This is a genomic window from Lysobacter sp. 05T417, assembly GCF_056396405.1.
In genome coordinates this window covers 187,255-207,992 of sequence record NZ_JBFTLK010000001.1, presented here as the reverse complement: position 1 = coordinate 207,992, position 20,738 = coordinate 187,255, and the positions used below count along the sequence as shown (strand labels likewise).

The 20,738-nt window shown below is 66.3% G+C and carries 17 protein-coding genes; 5 read left to right on the top strand and 12 right to left on the bottom strand.

Annotated features, from left to right (window positions below; genetic code table 11):
* Positions 1-117 precede the first annotated feature (117 nt).
* On the top strand, positions 118-1,845 hold the full coding sequence (locus tag AC1DER_RS00880; protein ID WP_477244365.1) for an esterase/lipase family protein: 1,728 nt from the start codon (positions 118-120) through the stop codon (positions 1,843-1,845).
* An 84-nt stretch (positions 1,846-1,929) separates the two neighbouring features.
* On the opposite strand, the gene AC1DER_RS00875 is transcribed toward AC1DER_RS00880, so the two are convergent.
* The 11 genes from AC1DER_RS00875 to ald form a co-directional block, all read right to left on the bottom strand.
* Positions 1,930-2,469: a DUF4136 domain-containing protein gene (locus AC1DER_RS00875; protein ID WP_477244363.1), complete on the bottom strand. Its 540-nt coding sequence runs from the start codon at positions 2,467-2,469 to the stop codon at positions 1,930-1,932.
* Positions 2,470-2,663: 194 nt separating this feature from the next.
* Positions 2,664-4,442, bottom strand: coding sequence for a transporter family protein (locus AC1DER_RS00870; protein WP_477244361.1), 1,779 nt, complete (start codon positions 4,440-4,442; stop codon positions 2,664-2,666).
* An 89-nt stretch (positions 4,443-4,531) separates the two neighbouring features.
* Positions 4,532-5,041: a hypothetical protein gene (locus AC1DER_RS00865; RefSeq protein ID WP_477244359.1), complete on the bottom strand. Its 510-nt coding sequence runs from the start codon at positions 5,039-5,041 to the stop codon at positions 4,532-4,534.
* A gap of 26 nt (positions 5,042-5,067) precedes the next feature.
* Positions 5,068-5,766: a C39 family peptidase gene (locus AC1DER_RS00860; RefSeq protein ID WP_441814522.1), complete on the bottom strand. Its 699-nt coding sequence runs from the start codon at positions 5,764-5,766 to the stop codon at positions 5,068-5,070.
* On the bottom strand, positions 5,763-6,215 hold the full coding sequence (locus AC1DER_RS00855) for a hypothetical protein (RefSeq protein WP_477244357.1): 453 nt from the start codon (positions 6,213-6,215) through the stop codon (positions 5,763-5,765). Before AC1DER_RS00855 ends, AC1DER_RS00860 begins: the two co-directional genes overlap by 4 nt.
* Before the next feature lie 118 nt (positions 6,216-6,333).
* Positions 6,334-7,644, bottom strand: coding sequence for a hypothetical protein (locus AC1DER_RS00850; RefSeq protein ID WP_441814524.1), 1,311 nt, complete (start codon positions 7,642-7,644; stop codon positions 6,334-6,336).
* A gap of 439 nt (positions 7,645-8,083) precedes the next feature.
* The gene (locus AC1DER_RS00845) at positions 8,084-9,397 is read right to left on the bottom strand and encodes a replication-associated recombination protein A (protein ID WP_477244408.1); all 1,314 of its coding nucleotides are present in this window, start codon (positions 9,395-9,397) and stop codon (positions 8,084-8,086) included.
* Between the two features lie 166 nt (positions 9,398-9,563).
* A complete protein-coding gene (locus AC1DER_RS00840) occupies positions 9,564-10,235 on the bottom strand; it encodes a hypothetical protein (RefSeq protein ID WP_477244353.1) in 672 nt (223 codons plus the stop codon).
* A gap of 81 nt (positions 10,236-10,316) precedes the next feature.
* Positions 10,317-10,937, bottom strand: a complete 621-nt coding sequence (gene lolA / locus AC1DER_RS00835; protein WP_477357565.1) for an outer membrane lipoprotein periplasmic chaperone LolA — start codon at positions 10,935-10,937, stop codon at positions 10,317-10,319.
* 98 nt (positions 10,938-11,035) lie between these two features.
* Positions 11,036-13,390, bottom strand: a complete 2,355-nt coding sequence (locus AC1DER_RS00830; protein ID WP_441814527.1) for a DNA translocase FtsK — start codon at positions 13,388-13,390, stop codon at positions 11,036-11,038.
* A 219-nt stretch (positions 13,391-13,609) separates the two neighbouring features.
* A complete protein-coding gene (gene ald / locus AC1DER_RS00825) occupies positions 13,610-14,680 on the bottom strand; it encodes an alanine dehydrogenase (protein WP_441814528.1) in 1,071 nt (356 codons plus the stop codon).
* A 278-nt stretch (positions 14,681-14,958) separates the two neighbouring features.
* Here ald and trxB point away from each other — a divergent pair, with 278 nt between their 5' ends.
* The 4 genes from trxB (at position 14,959) to infA (ending at position 18,236) form a co-directional block, all read left to right on the top strand.
* Positions 14,959-15,912 carry a thioredoxin-disulfide reductase gene (gene trxB / locus AC1DER_RS00820; RefSeq protein ID WP_441814529.1) on the top strand — a complete coding sequence of 318 codons (954 nt, stop codon included), beginning with the start codon at positions 14,959-14,961 and terminating at the stop codon, positions 15,910-15,912.
* A gap of 81 nt (positions 15,913-15,993) precedes the next feature.
* Positions 15,994-17,118, top strand: coding sequence for a GNAT family N-acetyltransferase (locus AC1DER_RS00815; protein WP_477244348.1), 1,125 nt, complete (start codon positions 15,994-15,996; stop codon positions 17,116-17,118).
* 54 nt (positions 17,119-17,172) lie between these two features.
* Entirely contained in the window at positions 17,173-17,919 is a 747-nt protein-coding gene (gene aat, locus AC1DER_RS00810) for a leucyl/phenylalanyl-tRNA--protein transferase (RefSeq protein ID WP_477244346.1), read from the top strand.
* A gap of 98 nt (positions 17,920-18,017) precedes the next feature.
* The gene (gene infA / locus AC1DER_RS00805) at positions 18,018-18,236 is read left to right on the top strand and encodes a translation initiation factor IF-1 (RefSeq protein WP_031372296.1); all 219 of its coding nucleotides are present in this window, start codon (positions 18,018-18,020) and stop codon (positions 18,234-18,236) included.
* A gap of 145 nt (positions 18,237-18,381) precedes the next feature.
* Here infA and clpA read toward each other — a convergent pair whose 3' ends face one another.
* Positions 18,382-20,661, bottom strand: coding sequence for an ATP-dependent Clp protease ATP-binding subunit ClpA (clpA, locus tag AC1DER_RS00800; protein ID WP_441814532.1), 2,280 nt, complete (start codon positions 20,659-20,661; stop codon positions 18,382-18,384).
* Between the last annotated feature and the right edge of the window lie 77 nt (positions 20,662-20,738).

Below are 20,738 nucleotides of genomic sequence, written 5' to 3'. Positions count from 1 at the left end.
GATCATGGTGACGGGCTGGCATCGCACGCGTGCGTTCGCTGCCCGGTTGCGGTATGACTTTGCGGGTTGGTTGACCCCTTCCCCGCACCGGAACCGGAACCGGAACCGGAACCAGACATGAGCCCTGCCACCGCCGGCGCCGCATGGCGAGTTTCGTGGCTTCTGGGCTTGAGCCTGGCATTGAGCCTGGTCGCCTGCCGCAGCGTTGCCGATCACGATGCCACGTCCGGCGCTGGCGACTGCAGGTACGCGTCCGCGTGCACGGCCAACGACCGCAGCGACGCCCGCCAATCCCTCGAGATGGCGCGCATGTGGTCTCACCGCGCCGCCATGGAGGACGAGGCCCACGACAACGTGGAGGAATGGAGCCGGTGCGCAGTCGCCGCCTGGCCGGCCATGGCCACGAAGGAGACCGCGGCCGACGCGGCGACCGTGGCCACGCAATGCACCGATGCCCTGCTCGCCCGCATCCTTTCGCAACACAACGACGGCTGGAAGTCGGGGACGCAGAACATCGGCGGCGGCGCGTTCGACGTCGAGTTCCGGCAACTGTCGCCCTACCTCGAAGGCCCGCTGCGACTGACGCGTGCCAGCCTGGTGCCGATGACGCTCTACGGCGGCACGCGCATGCACCGCCCCGGTTTCGGCGTCCCGTTGGCCGTGTTGTCGCCGCGCTGCAGCGACCGGCCGTTGTGCAAGCTGTTGCCACCGGAGGGTGTGTTCCGCAACGCGACGGCCTGGATCGAACCCGGCGAGCCGGCCGGTTCAGACGGACGCAGGAGGCCGCGGCTCGTCATCGCCGACGCGGTGGCGCTCGATACCCTGCTGGTTGGCACTCAACGCTTCGCGCTCGCCTACGACACCTCGGCAGGTTTCGCCGAGGGCGCCGGCACGTCGAAGCTCGGCCGGCTCGCGATCTGGGGACTGCTCGGCGGCGACGAGGTCGGGCGACGCGCCGGCCTCTACCTGCTCGAGGATTATGATCCCAACAAACGCCCGCTGATCATGATCCACGGACTGGGCAGCAGCCCGCTGACCTTTGCGCGGATGTCCGATGCGGTCTGGGGTGCGCCCGACCTGCGCTCTCGCTTCCAGGTGTGGCACGTGGTCTACCAGACCGACGCGCCGCTGCTGGTCACGCGCAGGCGCGTCCAGCGTTACCTCGACGAAGCCTGGAACATCGTCGATCCGGAAGGCGACGATCCCGCACGCACCGGGATGGTGCTGGTCGGCCACAGCATGGGCGGCGTCGTGGCCAGGCTGCTCTGCATCGACAGCGGCGAGGTGTTGTGGAACGCCGCATTCCTGCAGCCGGCATCTTCGCTCAAGGGCGATCGCGCCGACATTGACGGCCTGGACGCCACCTTCCACTTCCGCCCCTACCCCGGCATCAAGCGCGCGGTCTTCATCTCCGCACCGCACGCCGGCAGCCCCAGCGCGACGCGCTGGTTCGGACGACTGGCGCGTGTGCTCATCGGCAAGCGCACGCCGGAGCTGCAATCGCTCAAGCGCATTGCCGATGAAAATCCGAAGGCGGTGCAGCCGGAACTGCTGATGTACTTCCAGCAGGCGCGCCTCAACAGCATCACCACGCTGCAGACGAAGCAGCCGGTGCGCGAGGCTGGCCAGGTGCTGATGCCGGTCCCGGGCATTGCCTACCACACGATCGCAGGCGCGTTGCCGGGGCGCGTTCCACCGTCTGACGGTGTGGTGCCGCTCGGGAGCGCCATCATTCCCGGCGCCGAATCCACGCTCGTGCTCCCCGTCGGCCACGACGCCCACGAGACCGACGCGGGAATTGCCGAGGTCCTGCGCATCCTGCGCGTGTCTGTGGTGAAAGACTGAACCGCGCGACGTGTCTGGCCCAAAAGAACACAAGGCCGGCGAGTCACCCCGCCGGCCCCGCGCCACCCTGGATGTTGCCGATGTCTACTTGGCCGGAGCGCTTCCGGGCGGGAACGTCGCGAACATCTTGTCGATACCCGACTGCACCAGCGCGTTGCCCTTTTCCACTGAACTTGGAACCGTAGCCGATGCGCTGCCACGCCAGACCGCCTGCTTGGTCTTCGTATCGAACATGTCGACCACCAGGGTGCCGACATCGTAGGTGCGCACCGTAGTGGAGGCGCTGCCCATGCCCATGCCGCCCCAGCCCCAGCCACCCCATGCCGGTCCGTTGTAGAACGTGTCGATGCTCTGCTTCTGCGTCGTGGCGACGTTGGCCACCAGCGCCACGTCGGCCGATGCCTCGTCGGTCTGGCGCCAGCCCTTGGCCTGCAACTTCGCATCGACCGCCGACACGATCCGTTGCTGGATCAAAGGCGAACTGGCCTCGGGCTTCTTCAGCCAGGCGTAGCTGTGGTAGTTGCCGAACTGCGCGGCCGGATCGTGATCGGTGGTCACCGTCGGCGTGGTTGCGCAGCCCGCCAGCGCGGCCGCAAGCAGCATGCCCAGTGCAACGTGTTTCATGGTCTTCTCCCGTGTGAAGTAGCGGCTGCTCGCCAACCTACAGCGACGAACCCGGGCGGACATGGCCCGCGATGGCTGCGCGCTTTGCGTGGAACGGGAAATAGCCCCCACGCACGTGAAACGGACGTGAAAGCCCGCCATTGCACGCGACTGCGGGCCGACAGGGCCTGCAATCGCGCGGTGAACGGGACGGCTCAGAACGAGATCGGAACCCGGGCCGTGAAGGTCACATCCGGCGTGTCGCGGGTAACGCCGACGCCCAGTGCAACGTTGAGCGAGACCTTGTCGTTGAAGCGATAGGTGCCGCCAAGCAGCATCGTTCCCAGCGTGACACGCACCGAACCCGGCGAGTCCTTGCCGTTCTGTTCGGTCTTGCCGACCAGGCTGGTGTCGTAGCCCAGGCTGATCGAGGCCTTCTCGTTCAGCGCCAGGCCCATGCCGAGGTTGAAGCCCCAGATGTCGCCGGCCTTGACGTCGCCCAGCGGCTCGGTGCCACCCAGCAGAACAGTGCGCGAGACATCCTTGCGCTCGAAGTTGTACAGGTAGCTGATGCTGCCGAAGAACACCACCGGATCGGACGGGAACAGCCAGGTCACGCCGGGCTGGACGGCCTGGAAGCCGGTACCGGTCGGCAGTTCCAGCGGCAGGCCGGTACCGGTCGCATTGGATACGCAACGCGTCACGCAGTCGGTGACGACGTCGAAGATGTCCTTGCCGGTGCGACTCTTGTAGCGAAGCCAGCCAATGTAGAACGCCTTGTCGGGACCACCGCGGTTGAGCTGGTAGCGGGCGGTCGCCTCGATGTCGCCCATGCCGCGGCCGCTGGCATTGAAGACGTTGTCGACCGCGGTGCCGGTGAAGATTTCGCGGCTGACGGTGTCGGCGTTGAGATAGACGTAGGGAACCTTTGCTTCGAGCTCGAAGCGCCCGCCGAAGCCATAGCGGCCAGTGACCGTCGCCACGCCCGAGGTGGTCTTGACCTGGCGCACATCGATCAGGCCGATCAGGATCGCCGGAATGACGGTGAAGCCGACCAGCGCGACACGATCGTTGGCGGAGTAGCCATGTTGCAACGACGGCTCGAGCACAAACTTGCCGGCCGGCGTGAGCACACCGGGCTGGTCGAAGATCTGCGCCACTTCAGGTGGACGCGACGCCTGCTCGGGCGCCTGCCCGACCGGTTTCTGGCCGGACTCCTGCGCCACCGGTTGCTGCTGCTGTTGTTGCTGCGGCTGGGCCTGCTGTTGTTGCGGCGCAGGCTGCTGCGACGGTTGCTGCTGCTGGGCCTGGGCCACCTGCGGCGAGCCTTCCGGCACCACCACTGGCACGAACGTCTGTTGCGACAGCGATGGCACCATCCGGCTGGGTGTCACGCCGGCGCCGCGCTCGCCTTCCAGGCGCTCCTCGTCGATGGCGCGCTGGAGCTGCGCGACATTCTGTTCCTGCTGGGCAAGCGATTGGCGCAGCATGCCCAGGCGTTGCGTCTGTTCGTTGATCTCGCGCTGCAGGGCGTCAAGACGTGATTCGGCGGCGGCGATGGCTTCCGGTGTCGCCGGAACGAGGGCCGCGGTGGACGCTGCAGCAACCGCTGGCGCCGGAGCCGAAGCAGGCGGCGCCACGTGCTGCACGGCTGCTGAGGCTGCAGGTACTGCAACCGGCGCGGGCGCTGCAACCGCTACGGCTACCGGTTTGGCTACAGCAACCGGCTCAGCCGCGACTGCCGGCTTGGCCGCGGCAGCCGCCGAAGCCGCCAGGGCTGCCGTCGCCGACGAGTCCGACCTGGCCTCGGCAGCACTGCGCGGAGCGGGCGAAGGCGTCGCAGGCGCCGCGGCAGTGGCCGCTACGGGCGCCGCGTCGTCACCGAGGGAATGGTGCGAGTGCCACCAGTCCTGGGCATTGGCGATGCCGGCCACCCCCAGCCAGAGGCAGGTGGCGAGCATCAGTCGATTTCGCGTCAGTGGCGTCCTTTTCATGCGGCCTCCTGTGGGGGTCCTCGGATAGAACGCAGTCGGAGCGACTTTCAGGGCGTCGGCATCGGGACGTGACGCTCAGGCCATGGATGTCACGGCGATGTCGCGGCGACCATGGCGTTCTGCAGGGCCTGGTTCATGTTCAGGTCCTGGAAGGCACTGAGCGTGTCGACGCCGACATTGACCGTGGTCAGGGCACGGATGTCCTGGTCGTTGCGCGTGTTCTGGATCAGCAGGCCGTTGAAGGTGGTCGACGGCTCGAACGTATTGCCCCCGCCCACCTGGATCACCTGGCCCTGGTTGAAGCGCGCCAGTTCCTGGGCCTGGTCGCTGGTCATGCGGCCGACATCCGGGATCTGCACCCGGGTCGAGGCGATCATTTCGCCATTGACGAAGACCGCACGCTCGATGCCGAACGACAACGACATGCCGTTGGCAGTCTGGAAACCGCCACGCATGTCCTCCAGCAGCGCCGGGTCGACCGCGACCCACTCCGCACCCAGCCGGTCATCACCCGGCAAGGCCGGGCCGGACGCGGCCGCCGTGTTCGCGGCCAGACTGGCGACCGTGGCGAACGCGACCAGGCAGGTCCTGAAAAGCATTGAAGGCGAGCGCATATCCCACCCCCTCAGATGTCGCCCGGCCGCTTGCGCGGCGTGACGATGTTGTAAAGGCTGTCGCGTGCGATGCCGGCATCCAGTGGCGCGGGCGGCGCAGTGCGCCAATCGCGGGCGAGATTGAAGCCGGCCAGTTCGCGCCGGTTGTGGACCACGAAAAGAATCTTGTTGTCCCACAGTTCCTCGAATCGCGAACGTGGCATCGCCCGCGTGCCGCGGGCGGGATCGCCAAGCAGCACACGGCCATTGCGTATGCCCTTGATCACGACGAAGTGTTTGTAACCGCGATCGTTGAGCAGCACGATCGCCGGCAGGCCTTCCTTGAACAGCTTGTCCAGCGGCTGCTCGAAACCATCGGCCTCGAATCCGCGCGACTGCAGGTAACGGCGCATGTCGAGCAGGGAGAATCCGCGCTGGCGGATCTTTTCCTGATCCCCGCGCTGGTACATCTGCATGAAGACTTCCGACTCGGTGACCGCAATCCCGTACTGATACGTCAGCAGCGTGGCAGTCGCGGCCGAGCCGCAACTGAAATCGTACTGTTGCGGCACCGTGGTCTGGAACCGCGCCTCTTTCAGGCTGACCACGTGCAGGCGGTAGGGAGCGCCGTTGACGCGTACGTCCACGTTGCCGGCCTGGGCCAGGCCGGCCAACAGCAAACAGGCCGATGCCGCCAGAACCGCGCGGCCCCGGATAGTGCGCAGGCTCATGGAGACGGATCCGCGAACTGCACGTTCACCACCATCCCGTTCTGGATCAGCACGTTCGCGCCGGTGTTCTGGATGACGGTGTTGATGCCGTTGGAATTGGCAAACGATCCGCCCGCAAGGGCGTTGTTGCCGGTGACGATACGGTTGGCGGCGTTGTCCTCTACGCGGCCATCCAGCAGCACGTCGTTCTCGACGATATCGGCGCCACCGCGCATGTCGGCGAGCGTTTCGAGGTTGATGGACTGACCCATCGCCTGGTCCTGTACGGGTGTCTGGACAGGATCAGCCGCGGGTGCGAATGCCAGAGGATCGATGCTCTGGTCGTATTGAGTGACTTGCGGGGTGACTTGCTGGATCTGGGTGATGTCCTGGGCAGTCACCGTGCCCAACGGAAGCAGGCAGATCACGCCCGCAACGCTTGCATGAACAATGGAACGAGTCGGTCGCACGGTCATTCTCCTTTGCCATGCCCAAGCTCCCTGCCGACGCGAACGCCGGCAGGAAGTCCACTACGCGCAACACGACGCACCGGAGGCCATGGGTCTCCGGTACGTCGGGGTCAAGCGCTTATGGGCCTACGGACAGATTGGCCTGGACGGTCACACCCTGCTGGATGAGCGAGGAGAAACCGCTGTTCTGCGCAACCGTCATGATGCCGGCCGCCGACTGTCCAACACTGGTCATGTTGCTGGACATGTTGAACGAACCTGCGTCATTGGCGACTGAGCCACCAGCACCGCCGGCACCGCCGGTTGCACCGTTGCCAACGCCACCGTTGCCGACGCCACCGTTGCCGGCACCGCCGCCGCCGCCTGCGCCACCTTCGGCGCCTGCTGCGCCAACCGCACCGTCACCGGCCGTTGCCGAGCCATTGCTTGCGCTGGCATCAGCATTGCCATTGGTGGCTGCACCGCCTGCCGCGCCCGCACCAGCCGATGCCGTAACCGCACCGCTCGCGCCGCCGTCACCGGCCGTTGCACCCGAGGTGCCCGTGCCTGCGCCGGAGGTAGCCGTCGAGGTTGAGGTCGAGCTCGAGGTCGAGCTCGGTGCGCCGCCAGCACCGCCCGCGCCGCCAGTGCCAGTACCGCCTGCACCGCCTGCGCCGCCAGTGTCGTCGCCGCGACCACGCGCGCCGCCGCCATTGCCACCGTCGTTGCCGCCAGCATTGCCGCCGCTGCCGCCATCACTGCCACCGGCCAGCGAGCCGGAGCCCGCGCCGGAACCGGAACCTGCCAGGCTTGCGCCGCCAGCGTCGCCGCTGTCGTTGCTGGCATTGCCGCCACGACCACTGGTGTTATCCCAGGTGTCGCCGCCGCGGCCGCCACGTCCGGCCGTTGCATCACCGATGGAGGCATCACCGGAGCTCGCGCTGCCGTTGTCGGCATTGCCACCGCTGCCGCCGTCGCCACCGTCGCCGCCGTTACCGCCGTCGCCGCCGTTGCCACCGTAGCCGTCGCCACCGTAGCCTCTGCCACCGTAGCCATCACCACCGGCTCCGCCCTTGCCACCATTGGCGCTGCCATAGTTCTTGGCGGCGTTGCCGATGTCATGGTTGTAGGTGTCATAGACCGAGCCTTCCAGCTTGGTCAGGGCGACGATGTGGCTGGAGGTCTTGGAGAAGGTGCTCGAATCGGTATAGGTGTTGGTTGCGGTACCGCTGCTTGCCGCTGAGGCCGATCCCGAGTCTGCCTTGGACCTGCCGTTGTTTGCGGTGCTGCTGTCTGCGTCGTTGTCCTGACTGTTATCAGTGGCGGTGATGTTGGCGAGGATATCGTCGCCGTCATTACCATTGCCATTGGTCTGTTGTGCCCATGCCTGGCTGGTTAGACCAAGGCCGAGGAGCACTGCCGTTGCCATCAAGCTGCTACGAATGCGCATTTTGTTCTCCTTTACGGTACGTCGATTGGCACCCGGGGGAGGCACCGGTATACGACGCATGGAACTACACGCACAGCCGGTGCCAATCTTCGTTCAGGCACGCCAAGTCATTGATCGCGCGATCAATTGCAGATGAACAAAAGTGGGTTGGCTCGTCGGCGCGCTGCACGGGCGCCGATATGGCCTCATGTCGTTGCAAATATGAAACCGGCTTTCATCCGGTGCGCGCTGCTGGTCGGCACTGGCATGGCGCAAGCCATTGATCCGTGGTGCGCCTGCGGCGTCAGGTGCGAATTCAGCAAGTCATTGCAAAAGTGAAACGTCAGGCTTTACAGGCATCTTTCAGTAGCGCCATTTGCCATTGCGCTCAATGGGTTGCCTCGCGAATTTGCCGTATTGCAGGCGTTTCGGTGAGGCAACACACGGATAAATCTGCGTATCAGTCGTCGCCCTTGCTCACACCGCGCTCACGACGCGAGGCGTCGCGGGCGCTGCGAAGACGGTCGAGTTTTTCCTTGAGTTTCAGCTCCAGACCGCGCTCGACCGGCTCGTAATAGACACGCTCGCCCATCGCATCGGGGAAGCCGGTCTGGTCGAGCGCGATGCCACCTTGCGCATCATGGTCGTACTGATATCCCTTCGAGTACCCCAGCTGCTTCATCAGTTTCGTCGGCGCGTTGCGCAGATGCAGCGGCACCTCCTGGGTACCGTACTCACTGACGTCGCGCTTGGCCGCATTGAATGCCGCGTAGCCTGCATTCGACTTGGCCGTACTGGCCAGGTAGAGCGTGAGCTGCGCGAAGGCCAACTCGCCTTCCGGGCTGCCCAGGCGTTCGAACGTGTCCCAGGCATCGAGCGCCATCTGCAGTGCGCGCGGATCGGCCAGTCCGATGTCCTCGATCGCCATGCGCGTCAGCCGCCGCGCCAGATAGGACGGATCGCAGCCGCCATCGAGCATGCGCGTGAGCCAATACAGCGCGGCGTCCGGGTTGGAACTGCGCACCGACTTGTGCAACGCCGAAATCTGGTCGTAGAACTGTTCGCCGCCCTTGTCGAAGCGGCGCGTGCGATCGGCCAGCACCTGCGCCAGCGTGGTCGCGGTGATTTCGCCGCCCTCCCCTTCGGCAAGTTCGGCGGCGATCTCAAGCAGCGTCAGGCCGCGACGAACGTCGCCATCGGCGGCGCGCGCGATCTGCTCCAGCGCCTCGTCATCGACCTTCAGGCCGCGGCCGCCCAGTCCACGCGTGTCGTCGGCGAGCGCCTGCTGCAGTGCCAGCCGGATGTCGTCCACCGATACCGCTTCCATCACATGCACGCGGCACCGCGACAACAACGCCGAGTTCAGTTCGAACGACGGGTTCTCGGTGGTGGCGCCGATGAACAGGATCGTTCCGCGCTCGATATGCGGCAGGAAAGCATCCTGCTGTGCCTTGTTGAAACGGTGCACCTCGTCCACGAACAGCACGGTGCGATGGCCTTCGCCAAAGCGAACCGCTGCTTCGGCCAGTACCTGCCGCACTTCCGGCAGCCCCGACAACACGGCCGATATCGCCCGGAACTCGGCGTCGGCGTACTTGGCCAGCAGCAGTGCCAGGGTGGTCTTGCCGCAGCCCGGTGGCCCCCACAGGATCATCGAATGCACGCGCCCGGACTCGATCGCGCGGCGCAGCGCCGAACGCGGTGCAAGCAGGCGCTTCTGCCCGACCATCTCATCGAGCGTGCGCGGTCGCATGCGCTCGGCAAGCGGACGCATCGCGTCGCGATCGACCTGCAGCAGGTCGTCGGACGCTGCCAGGTCGGAAGCGGAATTTCGGGGGGAACGGGACACGTGCGGGCAACCTTGCCAGGGACACGCACACAATACCAAGGCCGGCGTCAGCGGCCGATGCCGCCGCTGGCCGATGCCATGGCCGACCGGTTCAGCGCCCGGCCACCGGCGGCATGGCAGGCGCCGGCGGCGCGTCCACGTCGTAGTGCAGTTGCAGCCACTGGCCGCTGCGGCGGTCGTAGAACGCGGCAATGCGGATGTTGCTGCTGCCTTCGCGGCCGAAGTCGGCCAGGCCCCAGGCGTCGATCAGCAGGTAATTCTGGCCGGTCTCGACCGACTCGATACGATCGAGCTGCAGCCGGATCGAAGACAGGCCCAGGTCCAGCCGCAAGGCGTCGACCAGGCGGTCATCCAGCTGCCGCACGATGGCGGTGTCGTTCGGCACGGGCCGGGCATCGCCGCCCGCGCCTATCGCCAGCTCGGGAACACCGGCCTGCCCGAGCAGCACGTCGTATGAGGTGCGGAACTTGAACCCGATCCACGCCAGATCACCGGCGAATCGCATCTGCCCTTCCCCGCTGATCGAGCGCCGGCCGTCGTCGCCAGGCTGGTCATCGAAGGCGTCAAAACGTGCTTCGACGTCGCGGCCATCGAACTGAGCGGCCAGGGCCCCGACGACCACGCCGGCCACGGCCTTCTCGATGCCCGCACGGTCCAGGGCGCGCGTGGTGACGGCGTGCGCGGGCGCAGACGGCGGGCCGGCCAGCGCCGCCGTTGCAGGCCACAGCAACAGCACCAGCGTCCAGGCAAGGCAGTCACGCATGGGAGCAACGGTTCCAGCGGCCGCGCAAAGGGCCGCCTGCCTACCCTGAAACGAAAAGGCCTGCCGAAGCAGGCCTTGCGCTCATCCGCCGCCGATCACATCCACGCCCTTGGGCGGCGTGAAGCGGAAGGTACCGGCAGCAAAGGCCGGATTGCGCTTCCAGCCACTGAAGCTGATCTCGGTGCGCTGGCCGAGTGCATCGACCACCTGCATCTTCACCAGGCCAGTGGGGCCGAAGCCCAGCCGCGCCGAGCGGAAGCTCGACTCGCCGTCACCCTTGGGGGTGAGCGACAGCCATTCCAGGCCGTCGACCGCGCCCAGTTCCTTGACGTTGAACTGCGCGTCGAGCTTGCTCGGGTCGATCAGCGCCGACAGCGGATTGTTCTGTTCTTCCTCACCCTGCGGCCGCACGGTGACCTGGTCCAGGTCCGGATCGTGGACCCAGACCTTCTTGCCGTCGGCGACAATCAGCTGCGCATAGGGTTTGACGTATTCCCAGCGGAACAGGCGCGGTGCCGACAGCGCGACCTCGCCACTGGATTTCTCCTTGGACTTGCCGCTGGGGTCGAAGACCTCCTGGGTGAACTGCCCGCTCAGGCCCTTGAGGCCCCTGGTGAACGCATTGAGGTTGTCGCGCGCACCGGCGAAGGCGCTCGAGACGGCCAGCGCGGCAACAAGGCCGGTCAGTTGGATGAGGCGCATGGGGATCCTGGGTGAATTGCGGCGCGATTGGCGATGGGCGAAGTGTGCCGCCGAAAAGATGAATGGAGGCATGAACGCATCGGTCCGCCCCGCCCTGGCTATTTGGGCGGTGGCGGGGCCAGCACGCTTCGATCGCCGTTGTGCTCGGGCGGCGTGACCACACCGGCCATTTCCATGGCCTCGATCAGGCGCGCGGCGCGGTTGTAGCCGATCTTCAGGCGCCGTTGCACGCCGGAGATCGAGGCGCGGCGGGTCTCGGTGACGATGCGCACGGCCTCGTCGTAGAGCGGATCGGATTCGTCGCCGCCACCGCCGCCGCTTTCCGGCAGGCCGGTCGCGCCGACCACGATGCCGTCGCCCATGGTCTGCACTTCGTCGAGCACGCCCGGGATGTAGGCGGGGCCGCCGCCGACCTGCTTGAGATGCTCGACCACCCGATGCACTTCCTCGTCGGAGACGAAAGCACCGTGCACGCGCTCGGGCATCGCCGTGCCCGGCGGCAGGTACAGCATGTCGCCGTGGCCGAGCAGCGTTTCCGCGCCGGACTGGTCGAGGATGGTGCGCGAGTCGATCTTGCTCGACACCTGGAAGGCGATGCGGGTCGGGATGTTGGCCTTGATCAGGCCGGTGATCACGTCGACCGACGGACGCTGCGTGGCCAGGATCAGATGGATGCCGGCGGCGCGCGCCTTCTGCGCGAGGCGGGCGATGAGCTCCTCGACCTTCTTGCCGACGATCATCATCATGTCGGCGAATTCGTCGATGAAGATGACGATGAAGGGCAAGGTGTCCAGCGGCTGCGGCGCTTCGCCCAGTTCCGCGTTGGGCTTGAACAGCGGATCCATCATCGGCTGTCCGGCTTCGATGGCGTCCTTGACCTTCTTGTTGAAGCCGGCCAGGTTGCGCACGCCCACTGCCGACATCAGCTTGTAGCGGCGCTCCATCTCCGCCACGCACCAGCGCAGGCCGTTGGCGGCCTCCTTCATGTCGGTGACGACAGGCGCCAGCAGGTGCGGGATGCCCTGGTAGACCGACAGCTCGAGCATCTTCGGGTCGATCATCAGCATCCGCAGGTCTTTCTCGGACGCCTTGTACAGCAGCGACAGCACCATCGCGTTGACCGCGACCGACTTGCCCGAACCGGTGGTGCCTGCGACCAGAAGGTGCGGCATGCGCGCCAGGTCGGCCACGGTCGGGCGGCCGGCGATGTCCTTGCCCAGCGCCAGCGTCAGCGGGCTGGTCGACTTGTCGTACTCCTTCGAGCGCAGCAGCTCGGACAGGAAGATCATCTCGCGCGAGGTGTTCGGCGTTTCCAGGCCGACCACCGACTTGCCCGGGATCACGTCGACCACGCGCACGGACTTCACCGACAGGCCGCGGGCGATGTCCTTGTCGAGCGAACTGATCTGGCTGACCTTCACGCCCGGCGCAGGCTCCAGCTCGAAGCGGGTGATCACCGGGCCCGGATAGGCGCCGACCACCTGCGCATCGATGCGGAAGTCCTTGAGCTTGAATTCGATCTGGCGCGACAGCGTTTCCAGCGTCTCCTCGCTGTAGCCCTTGGGCTGCGGCTTGGGATCATCGAGCAGCGCCAGCGGCGGGATGCCGGTGCCGTCGCCGACGTGGAACAGCGGAATCTGCTGCTCGCGCTTGGCGCGTTCGCTCTTTTCCACCACCGGCGCCGCCGGCGGTTCGATCTTCACCGGAGCGCGTTTGGCGCGCAGCTCGGTATCGACCTTGCGCGCTTCCTCGCGCTCCTCGCGGAAGGCGCGCGTCTGCTGCCATTCGGTCGCCTGCTGGCTGCCCTGGCGGAACAGTTTGCTCAATGTCGGGCCCAGCGCGAGCACGCCCTGGCCGATGCGGTCCATCACCGCGAACCACGACAAACCGGTCGCCAGCGTCACCGACACCAGCAACAGCGCCAGCAGGAACAGGTTGCCGCCCACCGGGCCGAAACCGTTGTAGAGCGACTTGCCGACCAGGCGGCCCAGGATGCCGCCGCTGCCTGCGGAGAACGCCTCGGCGGGAGCAACGCGCAGATGCAACAGGCCCGTCGCCGCAACCAGGAATCCGACGATGCCGACCAGGCGCAACGCCGGCCCGAGGTCGGCGTCGCCGTCACCGTCGGCGTCCATTCCGAACAATGCGATCCAGGCGACCGCCCCGAGCATCAGCGGCAGCAGGAAGGCCACATAGCCACACAGGTAGAGCAGCACATCCGCGGTCCAGGCGCCGACGCGGCCGCCCACGTTGTGCAGCGGCGCGGTGATGCTGCCCGAATGCGACCAGCCCGGATCCTGCGGCGAGAACGTCACCAGGCTGGCGAGCAGGTACAGCAGCAGTGGCGCGATCATGATCAGCGCGATATCGCGCATGAGACGTTGCCGCCGCGGCGAAGGCGGCAGCTTTTCGGCCGTGACTTTCTTGCGGCTGGCTGTTGACGCTTGCGCCACCGTGATGTTCTGCCTTAGCTAGCTACTGTTAGTCGTTGAATATACGCCAGAAGCGGCAAAAACGGGGAGACCTGGCGCGCAAACCGGTCGCCCGGGTACGGTCGGACCGGGAACCGGCCGGGGCACCGGGCCTGTACCGCCACGACCAGGCCGCCAAAACAGGAACGGGGAGCGCCGGCTTCCCGACCCTCCCCGTCCTGGACTCCATCTGCAGACGCTTTAGAGCTTCATGCCCTGCAGCGCCGGGTGCACCAGCTTGCCACCCTCTACGTTGATGCCACGCACCAGCGCCTGGTTCTGGCGCCAGGCGTCACCCGAGGCCAGCTTGTTGACCCACGGCAGGATCGCCGCGCAGATCGCCTGCGAGCTGGTCTGCGGCACGGCGCCAGGCATGTTGGTCACGCAGAAGTGGGTCACGCCCTCTTCGACGTAGGTCGGCTCCTTCCAGGTGGTCGGACGCGAGGTCTCGAAACAGCCGCCCTGGTCGATCGAGATGTCGACCACGACGCTGCCATCCTGCATGCCCTTGAGCATCTCGCGGGTCAGCACGTGCGGGGCGCGGGCACCGGTGACCAGCACCGCGCCGACGACCAGGTCGGCCGAGGCCACTTCGCGCGCGACCACGTCGGCGTACGGATACAGCGTGGTGACGTTGTTGCCCAGGCGCATCATCTGCTCCATGCGGTCCTGGCGCATTTCGAACACGACCACATTGGAGCCACCGGCCGCAGCCAGCGCCGCCGAGGCACTGCCGGCCTGGCCTGCGCCGAACACCACGACCTTGCCACGCTCGGTCGACGGCAGGCCGCCCAGGAGCTTGCCCTTGCCACCTTCGGGCTGGTGCAGCAGATGGGTACCGACCTGCACGGCGATCTTGCCGGCGATGACCGACATCGGCGCCAGCAGCGGCAGGTCGCCGTTGGGCAGCTCGACGGTCTCGAAGGCGATGCCGGTCAGGCCGATGTCGAGCAGTTGCTTGGTCAGCTCCGGTTCTGCGGCCAGGTGCAGGTAGCAGAACAGCAGGTGATCCTTGCGCAGCAGCTTGAGGTCGCCGGCGATCGGCTCCTTCACCTTGACGATGAGCTGGCCCTTTTCGTAGAGCTGCGCGGCATCGGCGGCGATCTTCACGCCCAGCTGGGTGTACTGCTCGTCCTTGAAGCCCGACTTGATGCCGGCATCCTTTTCCAGCCAGACCTCATGACCGCGCTTGACCAGGTCGCCGGCAGCAGCCGGAACGAGCGCTACGCGCCCTTCGAGGGTCTTGGTTTCCTTGGGAACGCCGATCCGCATGTCTCTACCTTCTTCGAATTGTTGAATGCCCGCGCGGACATGCGCGGGCGATTGCGAGGGGAATGACGCAAAAAAGCGCCGCATCCGCGGCGCATACCGCTATTGTCCTTCACAAGCCAGACAGGGCTCACGGCGCAGTGCAACATTGCGTCCATGCAGCTCGCCTTGTTTTGCCGGGATGCCGCCTCCAAGCTATGGCTTCGACGACCCGACACACGCCTGCGTATGGCCTTAACCGCGCCAGACGCCTTCTATCCATACAGCCCGCGATTATACCAATGACCCCATCGAAGCACTCCCACGTCATCATTCTCGGCTCCGGCCCGGCCGGCTGGACCGCGGCTGTCTACGCTGCGCGCGCCAACCTCAAGCCGCTGGTGATCACCGGCCTGCAGATGGGCGGCCAGCTGATGACGACGACCGAAGTCGACAACTGGCCGGGCGACGCCCACGGCCTGATGGGTCCGGACCTGATGGCGCGCATGCAGGCGCATGCCGAGCGTTTCGATACCGAAGTGGTGTTCGACCACGTCCATACCGCCGACCTCTCCTCGCGCCCGTTCAGGCTCGTCGGCGACAGCGGCGAGTACACCTGCGACGCACTGATCATCGCCACCGGCGCGACCGCCAAGTACCTGGGCCTGCCGTCGGAAGAACTGTTCAAGGGCCGTGGCGTGTCGGCCTGTGCCACCTGCGACGGTTTCTTCTACAAGGAGCAGGACGTGGCGGTGATCGGCGGCGGCAACACCGCGGTCGAGGAAGCGCTGTACCTGTCCAACATCGCCCGCAAGGTCTACCTGGTGCATCGCCGCGACACGCTGCGCGCAGAGAAGATCATGCAGGACAAGCTGTTCGCCAAGATCCAGTCCGGCAAGATCGAACCGATCTGGCACCACGAGGTCGATGAAGTGCTCGGCAACGATGCAGGGGTGACTGGCCTGCGCGTGAAGTCGGTGCAGGACGGCTCGACCCGCGAAGTGCTGATCCACGGCCTGTTCGTTGCCATCGGCCACACCCCGAACACGTCGCTGTTCGAAGGCCAGCTGGAAATGAAGAACGGCTACATCACCATCCGCACCGGCCTGGACGGCAATGCCACGCAGACCTCGGTGCCCGGCGTGTTCGCTGCCGGCGACGTCGCCGACCAGGTCTATCGCCAGGCGATCACCTCCGCAGGTTTCGGCTGCATGGCCGCGCTGGACGCGGAGAAGTTCCTGGACAAGGAAGGCTGATACCGGTGGGGGAGGTCGTGGTTGCAACTGCAATGGACACCGACCTCGTCCTTTCCGGCAAACGCGCGGCCGGCAGCTGAAATGGCTGCCCCGCGCATCATCGCCTCTCTGTCGGACGTCCCCGCCGCGCAGTGGGATGCGTTGCACGATGGCCGCAATCCGTTCGTCGCGCACGCCTTCCTCAGCGGCCTGGAACAGCACGGCTGCCTGCGCGCGCAATGGGGCTGGACGCCGCAGCACCTGACGCTGTGGGACGGCGATGACCTCGTCGCGGCCGCACCTGCCTACCTGAAGGACAATTCGCACGGCGAGTTCGTCTTCGACCATGCATGGGCGCATGCATATGCGCAGCACGGACTCGACTACTTCCCGAAGTGGCTGTGCGCGGTCCCGTACTCGCCGGTAACCGGCCCGCGACTTCTCGCCCGCGATGCAGACCGCCAGTCCGCACTGACCGCGACGTTGGCGGCACTGTGCGCGGGCAACGGGCTGTCGTCGGTGCACGTCAACTTCCATCGCGACGATGAGGATGCCGTGTTCGACCGCGACTGGCTGTCGCGGGTAGACGTGCAGTACCACTGGCGCAACGACCGCGCCTGGCAGACGTTCGACGACTACCTGGCCGCGTTCGATCACAAGCACCGCAAGAACATCCGCCAGGAACGCGGCAAGGTCGCCCGTGCCGGCGTGACGTTGCGCACCATCGAAGGCCGCGACGCCAGCGACGATGACCTCGCGGCGATGCATGGCTTCTACCTGCAGACCTTCGCCGACTACGGCAACCGGCCCGCGCTGACGCTCGCCTTCCTGCGTCATCTGGCCGACACGATGCCCTCCTCGCTGGTGATCTTCCTGGCCTGCCGAGATGGCCACCCGATCGCCGGCGCGCTCTGCCTGCGCGGAGGCGACACGCTGTATGGACGCTATTGGGGCGCCAGCGAAATGGCGCCGGGCCTGCACTTCGAAACCTGCTACTACCAGGGCATCGACTACTGCCTGCGCAACGACCTGACCCGGTTCGAACCTGGCGCGCAGGGCGAGCACAAACTCGCGCGCGGCTTCCTGCCCACGATCGTCCGCAGCCGCCACTGGATCGCCGACGAACAATTCCGTTCCGCCTTGCGCGACTGGTGCGCGCAGGAGTCGAGCGCGGTTCGCCGCTACGCGGCCACGCTGACCGCGCACACGCCGTTCAAGGACGCATAAGCGGCCGAAGCCGTCCGCTCTGGGCGCCGCGTGGCGTCGTGCCATCATCACTGCATGACCGCCCTGCCCGCCTTGCTGCCCGACGACCCCGAGGCGCCGTTCCCGCCCGTCGAACAGGCATTGCGGCAACCCGATGGCCTGCTCGCCGTCGGCGGCGACCTGTCGCCGGCACGCCTTTTCAACGCCTACCGGCACGGCATCTTTCCCTGGTATTCGCAGGGCCAGCCGATCCTGTGGTGGAGCCCGGATCCACGCACCGTGTTCGCCACCGACGGCGTGCGACTGCCCTCGAAGTTCCGCCGCAGCCTGCGCCAGTGCGACTGGACGGTGCGTGCCGACACCGCCTTTGACGAAGTGGTCGAGGTCTGCGCCCGCATCCGCCGTCCCGGTCAGCGCGGCACCTGGATCACCCGCGACATGCAGGTCGCCTATCGCCGCCTGCACGCCCTCGGCCATGCCCACTCGTTCGAGGTCTTCGCCGGCGACCGCCTGGTCGGCGGCATCTACGGCGTGGCAGTGGGCCGGATGTTCTATGGCGAGAGCATGTTCAGTGGCGAGTCCGGCGGCTCCAAGGTGGCCCTGGCCGCCCTCGCCCACCACCTGCACGGGTGGGGCTGGCCATTGATCGACGCCCAGGTCGAGAACCCGCACCTGCTCAGCCTTGGCGCAACCTCGTGGCCGCGGCCCGCCTTCGTCGCGCGAGTCGCCGAGATGGCGGCACTGGAAGGCCTCCCCGGCCCCTGGAGCGCCCGCGTCGGCGCCTGGCCGGCGCGCCTGCTGGCCGGTCCGCTGCCCGATTAACCGTTTTTTTGCAACGGCGGCGTGCGCATGGCAAAATACGGGGCTTCGTTCCGTCCCTCATCCTGAGGCACGGGCGCTCCACGCATTTCAGGAACCACATGGCAAAAGACGACGTGATCGAATTCGAGGGCACGGTGGCGGAAACCCTTCCGAACACCATGTTCCGGGTGCGCCTCGAAAACGGGCACGAGATCATTGCCCACATCTCCGGCCGCATGCGCAAGAACTACATCCGCATCCTGACCGGCGACAAGGTGAAGGTCGAAATGACCCCGTACGACCTGACCAAGGGCCGTATCACTTACCGCATGAAGTAACAGCGGTAAGCCATTGAATTAAAAAAGGCGGCCGTTGGCCGCCTTTTTTGTTGTGCCAACGCAACGCCATTAAGGGGCGGATCAATCCGGGGCCCGGCGGACGGCGCCCATGCGAAGACAGGCGCCTCAACGATATCCAGACCGCCTACACCGTAGCCGGCAACAGCTTCTCCGGCTCCGCCTGCGCCTCGACCACCAGCTCGTCGTCCTTGACGTCGATCATGACGCGACCGCCATTGACCAGCTTGCCGAACAGCAGTTCGTCGGCGAGCGGGCGCTTGATCTTGTCCTGGATCACACGCGCCATCGGACGCGCACCCATCAGCGGATCGAAGCCATGCTGGGCCAGCCAGTCGCGCGCGGTCGGCGTCGCCGACAGCGTCACCTCCTTGTCGTGCAACTGAGCTTCCAGCTCGATCAGGAACTTGTCGACCACCCGCAGGATGTGCTCGAAGCCCAGCGCCTGGAACTGCACGACCGCGTCGAGACGATTGCGGAATTCCGGCGTGAAGCTGCGGCGGATCACCTCCATCGCATCGGTCGAATGATCCTGCTGGGTGAAACCAATGGTCCGCCGCGACGCCTGCGCCGCACCGGCATTGGTGGTCATCACCAGGATCACGTTCTTGAAGTTTGCCTCGCGACCGTTGGTGTCGGTCAACACGCCGCGGTCCATCACCTGCAACAGGATGTTGAAGATGTCCGGATGCGCCTTCTCGACCTCGTCCAGCAACAGCACGCAGTGTGGCGTCTTGACAATCTTCTCGGTCAAAAGACCGCCCTGGTCGAAACCGACATAACCCGGAGGCGCGCCAATCAGGCGGCTCACCGAATGCGGCTCCATGTACTCGGACATGTCGAAACGGACCAGCTCGATGCCCAGCTGCAGCGCGAGCTGCTTGGTCACCTCGGTCTTGCCGACACCGGTGGGACCGGCGAACAGGAAGTTGCCGATCGGCTTGTCCGGATTGGCCAGGCCCGAGCGTGCCAGCTTGATCGCGGAGGTCAGCGTATCGATCGCCGGATCCTGGCCGAAGATCACCATCTTCAGGTTGCGCTCGAGGTTGCGCAGCACGTCCTTGTCGGAAGCGCTTACCTGCTTGGTGGGGATCCGCGCCATCTTGGCGACGATGGTCTCGATTTCCTCGACATCGATCAGGCTCTTGCGGATGTCGATCGCCAGCAGCCGCTGGCGCGCACCGGCTTCGTCGATCACATCGATGGCCTTGTCCGGCAGCAGGCGGTCGCCGATGTGCTTGACCGACAGGTCCACCGCCGCCTGCAGCGCATCGTCGGCGTAGGTCACGCCGTGGTGCGCCTCGTACTTGGGCTTGAGGCCCTGCAGGATCTCGTAGGCCTCGCCAACGGTCGGCTCGACGATGTCGATTTTCTGGAAGCGCCGCGCCAGCGCACGGTCCTTCTCGAAGATGCCGCGGTACTCCTGGAACGTGGTCGAACCGATGCAGCGCAGGTCGCCCGACGCCAGCGCCGGCTTGATCAGGTTGCTGGCATCCATGGTCCCGCCGCTGGCACTGCCGGCGCCGATGATGGTGTGGATCTCATCGATGAAGAGCACCGCTTCGGGCAGCTTCTTGAGCTGCGTCAGCACGGCCTTGAGGCGCTTCTCGAAGTCGCCGCGGTACTTGGTGCCGGCCACCAGCGCGCCCAGGTCGAGCGCGTAGATGGTGGCGTCGGCCAGCACGTCCGGGACGTCGCCGTCGACGATGCGCTTGGCCAGGCCTTCGGCAATGGCGGTCTTGCCAACGCCGGCCTCGCCCACGTACAGCGGGTTGTTCTTGCGGCGGCGGCACAGCACCTGGATGGTGCGCTCGACCTCGTCGGCGCGGCCGACCAGGGGGTCGATCTTGCCGTCGCGGGCGAGCTGGTTGAGGTTGACCGCGAATTCGGCCAGCGCGTCGCCCTTGCTCTCGCCCTCGCCTTCGCCCGACGGCGATTCGCCCTCATCCTGCGAGCGCGAGGACTCCTCGCCACCCTGCTTGGCGATGCCGTGGGAAATGTAGTTGACGACGTCCAGGCGGGCGACGTCCTGCTGGTTGAGGAAATAGACCGCGTGCGAATCCTTCTCGCCGAAGATGGCCACCAGGACGTTGGCGCCGGTGACCTCCTTCTTGCCGGAGGACTGGACGTGGTAGACCGCGCGCTGCAGCACGCGCTGGAACCCCAGCGTCGGCTGGGTGTCACGGTCGACGTCCTCGGGCAGCACCGACACCGAGGTGGCGATGGCCTGTTCCAGGTCGTTGCGAAGGCGCGGGAAGTCGACACCGCAGGCCTTCAGTACGGCCTCGGCGGAGGGGTTGTCGAGCAGCGCCAGCAACAGGTGTTCGACCGTCATGTACTCGTGGCGCGCCTCGCGGGCGCGCTTGTAGCACTGGCCGATGCTGTATTCGAGATCCTTGCTGAACATGGGGCGAGAGCCTCCGGAAACTACTGCCGTCCTAGATGGGGGTGGGACTGGCGAATTCCATGCCGCCTGTTTTCCAT